This is a genomic window from Pedobacter sp. SL55, from assembly GCF_026625705.1.
GTDB lineage: Bacteria > Bacteroidota > Bacteroidia > Sphingobacteriales > Sphingobacteriaceae > Pedobacter.
The window spans coordinates 4293878-4306632 of sequence record NZ_CP113059.1 but is presented as its reverse complement, the minus strand read 5'-3'; the positions used below and the strand labels follow the sequence as shown (position 1 = coordinate 4306632).

Here is a 12755-nt window from a genome sequence, read left to right as displayed (position 1 = left end):
CTGATTTTCTTAACACAACATCTGCCGTTTTACAGGTCGGACATTTCTTGTTTGGTGATTGTCCGCTTTTGTGTGCTTCCCTAAATTTCGTACCAATCAAAAATAGAATTTATTGGCATAATTTGTATTCTATTGGTGTTTTATTTTTGAGTGCTCTATGTGGCCTACTATAGTTATAGTCATTCATCCATTCTTCACTTATTGTTCTTACTTCCTGAATTGATTTAAATACGTAGGCATTTAATATATCCCTTCTGAAAGTTCCGTTTAACCTTTCGATATAAGCATTTTGCGTGGGCTCACCAGGCTGAATGAACACAAGTTGGATCTTATTTTCCTTGCTCCAAATATCCAGTTTTGCACTAATAAATTCTGGCCCGTTGTCAACCCTTATCATTTTGGGATAACCCCTTTGCTGGGCGATTTCTTCCAAACTCCTTATTACCCGTAATGTTGGCAGCGATGTGTCTGTTTCTATCGTTAAAACTTCCCTGTTAAAATCATCAATCACGTTCAATAACCTTATTTTTCTGCCATCCCATAAGCTGTCACTCATAAAATCTATGCTCCAGACCTCGTTGATTTTGCCGGGCTGGAACAAAGCCTGTTTTACCCTTGCTGGCAATCTTTTTTTAGCCCTTCTTCTTATGTTCAGTTTTAGTGCGGTGTAAATCCTGTAGAGTTTTTTATGGTTGATCATTTCCCCTGACTTTCTTATCCGATGGTAGCATTGCCAAAAACCTATGCTTACGTGCTTTTCTGTCAAACCATTTAATAGTTCAATGTACTTGTCATCCTGCTTTATGCGGGCCAAGTAACTGAAGCTGCTTCTTGAGATTTTAATGCTATCACAAGCCTTGCGCTTACTGATCTGATGTTCGACAAGCAGAAAAGTAACAGCTTCTTTTTTATCGCAAGGCGCTAAAGCTTTTTTCAATCAGATCCTTTAGCGCATCGTTCAAAAGTGCCAGATCGGTATACATCCGTTTCAGCTTGGAGTTTTCTGCCTCAAGTTCCTTTAGGCGTTTGAGATCGTTAATTTCCATCCCGCCATATTTGCTTCGCCATCGATAGAAGGTCTTCTCTGATATGCCGTTTGCTCTGGCAATATCTGTTACCTTAACGCCTTTTTCATGCTGTCTCAATATTGAAACAATCTGTGCCTCTGTAAATTGTGTTGTTTTCATAATTGTTAATTAAAAATAGTGTCTTTTTTCTATTTTTAATCGGACCAATTTCGGGGAAGCATACAATAGAATAAACGTCTTTCTTCTCCATTTTCAAATTGGTCTGCTTCGCTAAGCAATAAATTCAAAACTTGGTCGTCAGACATTTCAGAAGGAAAACCAAATTTGCCCGAGTTACAATTAAATGCACTATAATTATATCACCTTCCAGTCCTTTCGCTTTGTGAACTGTCATAAATTGGGCTTTAAGTCTCTTTATTTCTCCTTCTTCGGTCTTGATGCCGTATGAAATAACTTCATTTGTCTTGTCAATTTGAAATACAGATTTTTCGTTTTTTATTCTATCAATATCAAAACCATATCTACCAAGAATAATAATTTCTTTGTCTTCTATTCCTTCATCAAATTCCAATAATTCATTGAATATTTTTTGAACCGCTAAAGTATCATCCTGATTGTCTGTAACTGAATAATGAATTTTATACTCTGTTTTTTTTCTGCTTGAAATTCCTTTTAGTTCTTTTATAGCTTGATTTGGATTTTTCTGTATGAATTCACTTGAAAGACTAATAAGCGGGTTATGAAAGCGATAGGTTGTTTCAATTTTCGATTTTACAGTAAAGCCAAAATAATTTTCAAACTCTTTGAAAAGTGCAATATCACTTCCACTGAAGCGGTAAATCGACTGCCAATCATCACCCACACAAAATAGCTTACAAGATGGATTGCTTGTTTTGATTGCCTTAACTAACTGATACCTTCCAATTGAAATGTCCTGAAACTCATCAATGATAACATAGCTGAATTTCCGTTTGTGCTTACCGCTTGCAATATGTTTAGAGGCTTTATTAATCATATCGCTAAAGTCAATTTCGTTTCTTTCCTTTAGATGATTTTCGTAGCGTTCAAAAATTGGTTTTATGATTTCAATAAATAAAGCATTTCTGTCTTTAAAGAATTTGTCTTGGGTTTGTTGATTTCTTTTTATAACATCATTGATTGAATAATTATTTGATTTCATTAATGTTATAAACGTCCCAAACAAAGTGATAAAACTATTTATTTCATCTTTAGCTGCTTCTGAAATGATTTTCCAAATTTCATCTGGCGATTTAGGGTTAAGTACTACTCCAGCAGATTTTAAATTTTTCGTTAGGTTTTCAAATAAAATTCCTTCACTCATTTCATAGCTATAACTCTCAATTAAAGTAGTTCCGTTATTTCTGTGAGTGTCTCGTTTCCATTCCATATCAGCTCGATACTTTTCACTTGGAGAACGAGTGCCGTCACCCGTGAACCAACTCGGAACATTACCGCTTCGTGAAATCCCAAAATGTTCTATATAAATTTTCTGTCCGTTTTGAATTACTGTGAAATCTGGTTTGTATTGTCGAAATGCTTCGGTCGCTGTGTCGTGTTCGTATGGGAATTCGTATTCATAGTTCACACCATTGAATAAAAGAAAGTTTGCTATTTTACATTCTTCAATACTTTTAACGACTTCCATTTTATAAGTCATTCTTCCGTTTACAGGAACTTCCTTTAGTTTATAGCTTTTAAAATTTTGGTCTTTAATGTATTGAATGTAGTCACCTTGATTTTCAAATTCAAATTGCGATTTTGCTGGTTTTAAGAAGTTCGTAAAATATTCAGTAACAATTTGAAGGTAGCTTGTATTCTTTATTAAGTCAGTAAAATATCTTGTGAGTAGCGGTTTAAATTGTGCTTCTTCAAAAATACTTGGTTGTCTTCCTTCTGTTTCAACTATAATGTCTTTTCCAAATTTGTGGAAGGTTTTTGCTTCCACTCCTTCAATGTCAATTCTTCCGGCAAGTGTTGTGGCAGATTTATTTGTGAAGGAAATAAGTAAAATCTCTTCTGGTCGAACTTTATATCGTTCAAGAACATAGTTCACTTTTCCAACAATTGTTGTCGTTTTACCAGAACCTGCACCTGCAATAACAATATTATTGTCTTCATCTGTTACAACTGCGGTGCGCTGCTGAATGTCAAGTTTCCTTCCTTCAATATTGTCAAAGAATGAGTTGTATGTTCTAAGCTCTTCCTTTATAAAAAGTTTATTAAAATCATTTCTTAAAGTAGCTGCATTATTGAAATATTCTGTAAAAGTTTTGATTGACTTAACTTCTTCGCTTGAAAGATTAATGAAATCAAAAGGTTTCCCTTTGATTTCATTAAACAGATTAGTTTGCTTGCTTTTCCAAGTAGTCAATTGATAGTTTGTAAAGTATCCAGTTTTAAGGTCGATAAATTTTGAAAATTGGTTGTTGGCTGTCTTAATGTTGTCCAGTTTGGATTTAAAAAAGTCGAACAACTTCTGTCTTTCTAGTTCCCGTTGTTTAGCTTGTTCTGCTTCAAGTTCTTTTTTCTTGCGCTCATTTTCCTGATGTCTGCGATAAAACCAAACACCTGATATAATCAGTAAAACAAGTAATAGAAAACTTCCAATCTCTTTCATTCAATGTTGTTTATTTTGTGGTGTGCTGTCGTCTTAGGCTTGCTGATAACGTTTCGGGGCTTTGCGTTCGGGCGGGAAATCGAAGCACAAAAGCCGATATTATTACTAATGTTTAATTGAAAAACTGCCGTTGAATTTAGCACTTCAGCCCGCCTGATGCAAAACCCGTGTTGTGTGCAGTTCTTTCTATTTAAGCAACTCTGTAATCGGTGTGTTTCTTATTGTTTTATTTGTCAATGATAAACTTGTTAAATTGTCAATTAGGATTTCGTCTGACTGGAAATCAGTAATGATACTCTCTTTAATTTTTGCATAATCATATTTGTCAATTATTTCGCCATTTTCGATATTGAAAGTGTACAAAGTCCCACCTGCGTTTTCATTTTGGTCACTGGCAGGTGTAAAGCCCTGAATACAACCTAAATTACTTTCTGTCGTTAATATATTATAACACCAAATTCTATTGTCTTTTTTAATCTTGGAAAAATTTAATGTCCAAACTGGGTTTGTGAAATTGTTATGTTCAAAACAGTGCAATGAGTTCTTTTTGTCACTTATTAATATATGAGTTTGCAAATTATTGAATTTTAGCCAAGCGGTTCCTCCCGTATTTTCCAATTTTATTTCATTGATTTTTTGTTCATTAAAGTCAAAAGTAAGAATGGATTTTTTCTCTGTTGGTATGTAAACAACATTACTTTCAAGATGTAAGTCAGCGTTGTATAAACTTTTATCAATTTTATCTTTTCTGAAAATAATCTCTCCATTATTTAGGTCAATTGAGCACAAACCTCCATAATGTTCAAGTAAAAAATATTTTGAATTTTTGTCTATCAAACCTCTATACGCTAGAAATTTTTCAATAGAAAATAACTGCTTTTTACTATGAATGTCAAAAGCTGTAAGTTTAGTTTTATTTGCATTCCGTATTGTCAGCCATTCCTTTGATTTTAAGAGAACAATGTTTCCATTTGGTGCAAAGTCTATAAGACGGAAGTTGTCAAAGCCTATACTTTCGATAATGTTCAGATTACAGTCTGTTAAAAACAAGCCTTTCTTATCATCTTCGACAATTGTTTTATTTATAAGTCTTCGATTTACAACTCGTCTATTTTCAATTCTCATAATTTAGAATGTTTGGGTCTATTGCAGTGTCGGTCGAATTGCACACAACTTATTTATACCCCTCATAAAATGGCGCTAAGTCAACCAAAATGTGTTCGCTTTGCGCCATAAAACCGAGGTATTACGTTAAAATCAAATATATGTTTTTTTATTACAAATCATCAAAGGGGCTTTTAATATTCTTTAGGCTCTTAGTGCTTACATGTGTATAAATTTCAGTGGTTCTGCTGCTGCTATGCCCTAATAGCTCTTGTATAAAACGTAAATCTGTTCCACTCTCTAATAAATGAGTAGCGTAACTATGCCTTAACCAGTGCAAACTAACTGGTTTGTTAATTTTCGCTTTTTTTAGAGCTTGTTTTAAAACATTCTCTAAACTTTTCTCACTATATTTTTGGCCTGCAAGCTGACCTTCAAACAGCCATTTTTTGGGTTGGTAAGCTTTATAGTATGCCCTTAGCAAATTCACTATTTTTTCAGAAATAGGGGCAACCCTGTCTTTTTTACCTTTGGCTTGCTTAATTAACAACAAACCTCGGTTGCTATCTATATGTATTGGCAAAAGGTTTAGAAGTTCGCTTCGGCGTAAACCACAAGCGTATATCAGGCTAAGCATGGTTTGGTGCTTCATATTATTGTGAGCCGTTAAAATGGCTTTAACTTCTTCTTTGCTTAAAACATTAGGCAATGTTTTAGCTCTTTTTGGTCGGTGTATTTTGCTAATGTCTAGTTGCTTTTGTTGTACAATACTAAAAAATAGTTTAATGGCATTTACCATCTGGTTTTGGTATGAGGCCGAAAGTTCATTTTTTAAGATGTATTGGTTGTTAAAATAGATCAAATCTGTGTTGGTAATTTCTTCCGTTTTTTTTTCGCCAAAGAAAGATAGAAAGATACGAAGTGCTTCTGTGTAGGTTTTTACGGTGCTGTTACTATATCTCCTGCTCTTTAGCCAATCTATAAATTGCGCCAACTCGGGCTTAATAGGTATTGTTTCTTTTTTTTGATGAATGTTAACTGCCTCAGTTATAATTTTAAATTGTTTAAGATAAGCCGCTGTGGCTGGTAAATGCCAAACTTTTAGTGTGGCGCTCCATTTAGCACCTTGTAATTGTTTAAAACGAGCAGTAAGCTCGGGCTTGTTCTCAAAATAAACCGCAATGCGACTTTGCCCTTTATGGGTAATTGTTTTAGCTTTAAACATAGGCAATTGGTTGATGTAGCACTAATTTAAAAATAAAAGTCTGTTCTTTTATTATCCAAATGCTCTTTTGAAGTATAAGCCGGGCTATTTCATCAAGAACAGTTTTTGCCTTGTTTTAGCAAAAACCATAAACTTATTTGCAAAACAAATTTGAACGAACTTGAGCCTAGCTGCAGCGAGGCAATGTTGTTAGGCATTTAGCTGGGTAACTAAGTAGCCAATTTGTAGAAAACGTGGTAAAATAAACCTTGGCGAAGCGGTTTCCCGATTTAAGCCGCTGTTGTTATTTTTTTAGGGTATGCTTTGGTGTTGCATAAGTTTCATCGGCATTAGCAAAGCAAAGGACTGTATTTGCCATTATTGCTGCTGTTGCTTTTCTAAAAATAAATTAAGAAAATATTAGCATTTCCTTTTTTATTATCTTCGCATCATGTATCGTTTGGTAAAGCCCATATTTTTCAAGTTCGACCCAGAAAATGTCCATCATTTTGTGGTTAAACGTCTTAAATGGTTCAATGATGTTTTCCCCTTTGGGAAATCTGTTTTGAGAGGCAGTTATGATGTTAGCTTTAAAGGTTTAGAGCGTGAGGTTTTTGGACTGAAGTTTAAAAATCCGGTGGGTTTAGCCGCTGGGTTCGATAAAAATGGAGAGTATGTAGAAGCGCTAAGCAATTTAGGCTTCGGTTTTATTGAAGTAGGTACGGTTACGCCATTACCACAACCTGGTAACGATAAACCTAGAATGTTTCGTTTGCCAGAAGATGCCGCATTGATAAACCGAATGGGTTTTAACAACAAAGGTGTAGATACTATGGCCGAGCGTTTGCGATTGCTAAAAGACAGACATCCTGAGATTATAGTAGGCGGAAATATTGGCAAGAACAAGAATACACCCAACGAAGATGCGGTTTACGATTACATTAAATGTTTTGATAGGCTGTTTGATGTGGTAGATTACTTTGTGGTTAACGTGAGTTCGCCAAATACGCCGGGTTTACGAGCTTTACAAGAAAAGGAACCTTTAATGGAGCTTTTAAATACGCTGCAAAAGCGTAATTGTAAAAACGATATATCGAGGCCAATTCTACTTAAAATTGCGCCAGATTTAACAGATGAACAGTTAGATGATATTATTGAAATTGTAAAACAAACGGGCATTGCCGGTGTAATTGCTACCAACACTACCATTGGCAGAAATGACTTGGGCTCGCCAGAGAAATTGAAAGGGGAAATGGGTGGTTTAAGTGGTAAGCCCTTAACCCAACGTTCTACCGAAGTGATCCGCTACTTGTCTGAAAAGTCGGGTAGGGCATTTCCTATAATTGGCGTAGGTGGTATTCACTCCGCCAAAGATGCGAAAGAGAAATTAGATGCCGGAGCTGCTTTAGTGCAATTGTATACTGGTTTTATTTACGAAGGCCCTGGTTTAATTAAGCGTATTTGTCAAGCTTTGGTTTAGCTTTCATCGTTCTCTAAATATTCTTTTAGGCTGGTATGTAAAATGTAGTTCCAGCCTTCGCTAAAGTTTTCTTTGCTAAAATCTGGGCTACCTTCGGCTAGCGAAGGTATGTCTGTATGTGTCAATCTTACAATGGTTTTTTCTCCTCGGTCTATTAGTTGCCAACAAACTAAGGAGTTTCCTGGGTAATTGTCATAACGCCAAGTATACGCTAGTTTTTCATTTTCTATAACTTCTGTTACTTCGCATAAATGTAAATACTGCGTATCTTCATTTGGCCCTCCCATAAAATCGAACTTAAAACCAACTTTAGGTTCAAATTTTTCAATATCAAAGTACCATTGTTTCATATCGCTGATATCGGTTAAAGCGCTCCATACTTTACTGGCTGGAACGTTAAAGGTTCTTTCAACTAAGATGCTGTCTTTTTTCATTTCGTATAAGAATTAGTGTGCGCTCTATAACTAATAACCTAACAATTATTTTTTTGTTTTGATTGTATTATTTGTAAGTATTTGATTTTCAAAATGAAACAAATAATCAATTTTATTATTTGGAATTATTCTAAATAGTTGGATATTTGTATTGTCAGTTGCTAAAAAGATATGTGCAAGAAAACCATCATCGCTAATTCGGGGGATATACAGATTACACAATGTAATAACTGTAAAATGATTAATGTTTGGAAACCGGGCTTATTGCTTAGTTTTTCTTTTAGTCAATTTTACGAGTTTACCAAAGTGGCTAGGCAATTAAACTTTGATCAGTTTTTTGAGTACAGCCCAGATGGAAATAGGGTGGTGGTTTTATCTACGCCTTTTCCGGATATCTGTTTAAAATTTACAAGGGCAGAGCTGCATGATTTTGTACATGCTATTGACGAGGCGATGTATATGCACAAGGTTTACCAACTGGTGCATCATTAAATTTTCGGTTTATTTGGTTGTAAACGAAAAAAGCTCCGATGGTTAAATCGGAGCTTTCTATTTTTTGTACTAAAGATTATTTAGCTAAAGCAGCTAAAACAGCATTGTTTTTTGCTAATTGATCTTTTGTAGATTGCTGAGAACGGCTACCTAATTCTAAGTTAGTCGCCAATTTCAAATTTTTTACTTCTAAACGAGAAACAGTTTTATTGTATCTGTCTTTTCTTTTTAATCTGGTAACTGCCATGATAATAAGCTTTTTTTCTTTTTAAATATTTTTACTTGAGGTCGAGAGCGGATTCGAACCGCTGTACAAGGTTTTGCAGACCTCTGCCTAGCCACTCGGCCACTCGACCTTTTCTTTTCAAGGCTGCAAAAATAACAATTTAATGTAAGCTTGCAAACTATATTGCCTAAAATGTTTAATTTATTTTTAGTTGGTTCATTAGTTCATTAGCTCAATGGTTCATTCGGGGATTTGGTTATTTGTTGATTTGGTTAACTGTTTAAATTGATGATTTGGTTAACTGCAAATTGTGAACTGTTGATTTGGTTAACTGTGAACTGCAAACTGTGAACTGCAAACTAACCCCTAACCCCTAATCCCTAACCCCTACAAACTTCACTACAAAAAATAGCTGCAGATACGGCTACATTAAGCGATTCTGCTTCTCCAAAACGAGGTATGGTAACCGGGAAATTGATTTTCTCTATTAGTTCTTTGCTAATACCGTGGCCTTCGTTGCCTAGTAAAATTAAGCCTTCATTACCCCATTGCGTTTGGTAAATGTTTGCTCCATTTAGCAATGCGCCATAAATTGGAAGCTTTGCCTTTGCTAAAAAGCCATTTAACGAGGTGTACTGAACGTTTACCCTACATAACGAGCCCATGGTTGATTGAACTGTTTTAGGATTGTAGGCTTCTACCGTGTTTTCAGAACAGATGACGTTTTTAATGCCAAACCAATCCGCAGTTCTAATGATGGTACCAAAATTACCCGGATCTTGTACATCATCAAGCACTAAAGAAAACTGGTTCTTTAATAAATTAATATCAATATCTTTTTTAATTGGAATGTGTACTAAAGCAAGGATGCTTTGTGGCGTTTGCAGCGTGCTAATCTTTTGTAACTCAGCTTCTGTTACTTCAAATAAGTTTATATTTGCACTAACTTTAGGTAAAGTTGCCGATATTTTTGGAGTGTAGTAAATGCTATGTAGTTGATAATCAGATTTTAAAAATTCTACAATAGATTTTATACCTTCAATAATAAAAATTCCGTTTTCTTTACGGTACTTTTTTTGATGAAGCGATTTAATAAAACTGATCTGAGATTTTGAAAGCATATAAAAACTACAATAAGCAAAACATTCAACTTCTTGCAATATTACTATTTATTCTTGTTTTTGTAGCAGGGTGCGCCTCAACAAAATATATTGAAGATTACCAAGCCATTGTAAAAAAGGTAAAAATAGATAGCATTGGAAAAGAGTACGAAGAGGCTGCTTATACTTACGTGCAAAAAGATATTAAACCTATCGAAGGTTTGGGTATTAATGTAGGTATTTATAATGTTTTTAATACTAAAGATGGTAAATACCGTAAAACTAATATCAAGCCACTAGGCAGTCCGCCGCCTATATTAGATAGCACATTGGTAGAAATATCTCGAAGCCAGATAGAGAAATTTCTAAAAAGTAAGGGTTTTTTTAATGCTACGGTTAAATCAGAAATTTTTGTAAAAAAGAAAAAAGCAAAGCTGATATTTACCGCCAAAACCGGCGAACCTTTTATGGTAAATGAGCTTACCAATGATATTGCAGATGAAACGGTTAAATCATTGTATTTAAGCGCTAAAGGTAGTTTTTCGCGGTTGCGTGTTGGTATGCAGTACGATGAGGACTCTCTATCTTACGAACGTGAAGAAATATACAAGCTGTTACGCCAAAACGGATACTATGATTTTGTTAGGCCTTATGTAAAATTCAGTCCAGATTCTAACCAAAACAATAACAAGGTAAAAGTAAAACTGATTATCGATAATCCAATTGATAGTACGGCCGACAGGCATAAGGTATACACCATAGGCGAAATGAATATCATTGTGGCACCAAGCACCGAAGGATTTACCGACTCGATTACTTTGAACAAGCGAATTTTTAATCGCATACGGTTTACAGATTTATCCGGAAAATTTAGACGAAATCCGATTACTCGTTATAATTTCATTAGGCCTGGCGAAAAGTATAATATAGATAACGAGCAGCTAACCTACGATAGGCTTTACGAGCTAAATATTTTCAAGAACGTAAAAATCGACTACTTGAAAAATAAAGATACAGCTAGTGTTATTGATCCGGTAATTTTGCTTACGCCTCAAAAAAGAATGAGCAATAGGATTGAGGGAGAAATACCCTTTAACAATGCTACAGTGGGTTTTACATTGAGTAATACTTACACCAATAACAACTTTTTAAAGGGCGGAGAAAAATTTCAATTTCAGGTTAAGGGCGGTTTACAATCTAGGTTTATAGATGGCAAGTCTATTTTTTCTGATATTTATCAGCGAGATTTTTCTGTGGGAGCAAGTTTAACCGTACCAAGGCTAATGGTTCCCTTTATAAATATTCCGGTAATGGGTAAAAATGGTATACCCTACACCACGTTCTCTACCAGTTACCTTTATGCTTTGCAAAAAGATATTACCATTAGAAGGGTATTTATCAATTCTGTAACCTATGATTGGGTAGAAACCAAGTCTAAATTGCATTCATTCACTCCTTTAAATTTCGAGTACCGTTTTGGTAGCGTGCTTCTCGACCTCAATAATCAAGATGTCATAAATAACCTTTATAGTATTTTGTTGTTGGGCCGTAAGGATGTTACATTGGGTATGAAATATGCATATTCGCTAAATGCAGACAAGTTGTTGCAAAATAAAAGTTTCATTTATTTTAGGGGCAGTATTGATATTGCCGGGAACTTGTTGCAAGGAGTTTCTACATTGTTGGGGAACAAGAGCAATCCAGAAAATAATGAATTTGGTAAGGTGTTGGGGCTACCCTACAATCAATATGTACGCCCAGAAATAGATGTAAGGTGGTATAAAAATTTAGGAGAAGAATCGCAATTGATAACCAGATTGAATGCTGGTATTGGTTATGCTTATGGCAACTCAACCGATATACCTTTCGAGAAGCTGTTTTTTGCTGGAGGATCAAGCGGGGTAAGAGCTTGGCAAGCTAGAACTTTGGGGCCCGGAAATTATAACAGGGCCGAAGCATTTACAACAACAGAAGCTAGGGCTGCAACCTTTGGTATAGATCAATTGGGGCAAATGAAGATAGAGGCTAATTTAGAATATCGATTTTCGTTGGCACGAAAGTTCTTTGGTGGCAAATTGAATGGAGCAACTTTTTTAGATGCAGGTAATATCTGGAATATTTCTCCAAATGAAGCCCAAAAGGGATCGCATTTTAAATTGGATAGGCTTGGACAGCAAATTGCCTTAGGTACAGGTTTAGGTTTCAGGTACGATGTGCAGTTTTTTGTTTTTAGGTTCGATGTAGGCTTGAAACTGAAAGATCCGCAGTTTGTAGGTGGAGAACAGTGGGTTATCAGCAAATTTATTAATGGAGGGAAAGCCTTTAAAGCAGATTACTATACTACGCACAGTCCTGATAGGTACCGCTTTGTACAATATAATTTTGGTATCGGGATGCCTTTTTAAGGAGTCAGGTATCAGGAGTCAGGTGTTAGGGATTAGTTTTCCGTTTTCAATTCACAGTTAACCAATTAACCAAATAACCAAATCAACAAATAACCAAATTCCCGAATGAACCAACCTCAAATCAAATTTTTCAAATAATCAAATATCGTTTCAAAGTAGGTAGAAATATTTAAGCCGTTACTATAGCTAAAGAAAAAGAAAATTAAGAAGATAATTACAGCTAAGTAAATAAATTTCTTAAAAGCAAAGGCTAAAAGTATAATTACCAAAGGGATGATGATGAAAAAAATCCTGCTGATGGTTATTGGGTTTAAATCTCCATCTTTCTTGTAAACATAAAGCAATTTGCTGTGCGTGCCGCTTTCGTTGGCATGTTTAACATAAACGAAAGTAGATTTATCAATTGGAAGTGGTAGAATGGCTACTCCACCATTAAACACAAGTTGCTGTGTAAAACCACTCACGCTAAATGTGTAGGTGCCGTTAATGGTTTCTATTGGGTTTTCTAAACTATCGGCTGCAATAATTGCTATTTTGCTATTTTTTAATAGACTTTCTTTAACTATAAAATTGTTGATGCTTGTGGTTTGAGCAAAACTTATCCCCGATGAAAATAACAAGCAAATGAAAACGATTAACCTCAT

The 12755-nt window shown here is 35.1% G+C and carries 11 protein-coding genes and 1 tRNA gene; 3 read left to right on the top strand and 9 right to left on the bottom strand.

Translation table 11 applies throughout. The features are described 5' to 3' along the window. Positions 1-109 precede the first annotated feature (109 nt). From OVA16_RS19370 to OVA16_RS19355, 4 genes are all read right to left on the bottom strand, one after another. A protein-coding gene (locus tag OVA16_RS19370; protein WP_267762642.1) for an IS3 family transposase occupies positions 110-1187 on the bottom strand; the annotation gives its coding sequence in 2 pieces (ribosomal slippage) (positions 110-935 and positions 934-1187; 1080 coding nt in all). 124 nt (positions 1188-1311) lie between these two features. After that, positions 1312-3666 (bottom strand): UvrD-helicase domain-containing protein, encoded by a 2355-nt coding sequence (locus tag OVA16_RS19365; protein WP_267762641.1) that lies wholly within the window; start codon positions 3664-3666, stop codon positions 1312-1314. Between the two features lie 186 nt (positions 3667-3852). Beyond that, a complete protein-coding gene (locus OVA16_RS19360) occupies positions 3853-4791 on the bottom strand; it encodes a hypothetical protein (protein ID WP_267762639.1) in 939 nt (312 codons plus the stop codon). Between the two features lie 151 nt (positions 4792-4942). Then, entirely contained in the window at positions 4943-5995 is a 1053-nt protein-coding gene (locus tag OVA16_RS19355; protein WP_267762637.1) for a tyrosine-type recombinase/integrase, read from the bottom strand. Positions 5996-6425: 430 nt separating this feature from the next. Between OVA16_RS19355 and OVA16_RS19350 the strand changes: the two genes are divergently transcribed. Beyond that, positions 6426-7454 (top strand): quinone-dependent dihydroorotate dehydrogenase, encoded by a 1029-nt coding sequence (locus OVA16_RS19350; RefSeq protein ID WP_267762636.1) that lies wholly within the window; start codon positions 6426-6428, stop codon positions 7452-7454. On the opposite strand, the gene OVA16_RS19345 is transcribed toward OVA16_RS19350, so the two are convergent. Beyond that, positions 7451-7888 (bottom strand): SRPBCC family protein, encoded by a 438-nt coding sequence (locus OVA16_RS19345; protein ID WP_267762634.1) that lies wholly within the window; start codon positions 7886-7888, stop codon positions 7451-7453. The genes OVA16_RS19350 and OVA16_RS19345 overlap by 4 nt on opposite strands. A 171-nt stretch (positions 7889-8059) precedes the next feature. Between OVA16_RS19345 and OVA16_RS19340 the strand changes: the two genes are divergently transcribed. Further along, positions 8060-8380 carry a hypothetical protein gene (locus OVA16_RS19340; protein WP_267762632.1) on the top strand — a complete coding sequence of 107 codons (321 nt, stop codon included), beginning with the start codon at positions 8060-8062 and terminating at the stop codon, positions 8378-8380. Positions 8381-8456: 76 nt separating this feature from the next. Here the strand turns inward: OVA16_RS19340 and OVA16_RS19335 are convergent, their stop codons facing one another. The 3 genes from OVA16_RS19335 to OVA16_RS19325 all read right to left on the bottom strand — a co-directional run bounded on the left by OVA16_RS19335 (position 8457) and on the right by OVA16_RS19325 (position 9727). After that, positions 8457-8627 carry a spore protein gene (locus OVA16_RS19335; protein ID WP_097130939.1) on the bottom strand — a complete coding sequence of 57 codons (171 nt, stop codon included), beginning with the start codon at positions 8625-8627 and terminating at the stop codon, positions 8457-8459. Between the two features lie 38 nt (positions 8628-8665). Then, positions 8666-8736: transfer RNA gene (locus OVA16_RS19330), tRNA-Cys, on the bottom strand. 250 nt (positions 8737-8986) lie between these two features. Continuing rightward, the gene (locus OVA16_RS19325; protein WP_267762630.1) at positions 8987-9727 is read right to left on the bottom strand and encodes a TrmH family RNA methyltransferase; all 741 of its coding nucleotides are present in this window, start codon (positions 9725-9727) and stop codon (positions 8987-8989) included. Here OVA16_RS19325 and OVA16_RS19320 point away from each other — a divergent pair. After that, complete coding sequence (locus OVA16_RS19320; protein ID WP_267762629.1) at positions 9718-12111, top strand: BamA/TamA family outer membrane protein; 2394 nt, start codon at positions 9718-9720, stop codon at positions 12109-12111. The genes OVA16_RS19325 and OVA16_RS19320 overlap by 10 nt on opposite strands. A 116-nt stretch (positions 12112-12227) precedes the next feature. Here OVA16_RS19320 and OVA16_RS19315 read toward each other — a convergent pair whose 3' ends face one another. Beyond that, a complete protein-coding gene (locus tag OVA16_RS19315) occupies positions 12228-12755 on the bottom strand; it encodes a hypothetical protein (protein ID WP_267762628.1) in 528 nt (175 codons plus the stop codon).

Excerpts from the sequence above, each read along its gene's own strand:
- OVA16_RS19315 (WP_267762628.1), bottom strand. The coding sequence starts at position 12,755 with ATGAGGTTAATCGTTTTCATTTGCTTGTTATTTTCATCGGGGATAAGT.
- OVA16_RS19350 (WP_267762636.1), top strand. The coding sequence starts at position 6,426 with ATGTATCGTTTGGTAAAGCCCATATTTTTCAAGTTCGACCCAGAAAAT.
- OVA16_RS19340 (WP_267762632.1), top strand. The coding sequence starts at position 8,060 with ATGTGCAAGAAAACCATCATCGCTAATTCGGGGGATATACAGATTACA.
- OVA16_RS19365 (WP_267762641.1), bottom strand. The coding sequence starts at position 3,666 with ATGAAAGAGATTGGAAGTTTTCTATTACTTGTTTTACTGATTATATCA.
- OVA16_RS19360 (WP_267762639.1), bottom strand. The coding sequence starts at position 4,791 with ATGAGAATTGAAAATAGACGAGTTGTAAATCGAAGACTTATAAATAAA.
- OVA16_RS19335 (WP_097130939.1), bottom strand. The coding sequence starts at position 8,627 with ATGGCAGTTACCAGATTAAAAAGAAAAGACAGATACAATAAAACTGTT.
- OVA16_RS19345 (WP_267762634.1), bottom strand. The coding sequence starts at position 7,888 with ATGAAAAAAGACAGCATCTTAGTTGAAAGAACCTTTAACGTTCCAGCC.
- OVA16_RS19325 (WP_267762630.1), bottom strand. The coding sequence starts at position 9,727 with ATGCTTTCAAAATCTCAGATCAGTTTTATTAAATCGCTTCATCAAAAA.
- OVA16_RS19355 (WP_267762637.1), bottom strand. The coding sequence starts at position 5,995 with ATGTTTAAAGCTAAAACAATTACCCATAAAGGGCAAAGTCGCATTGCG.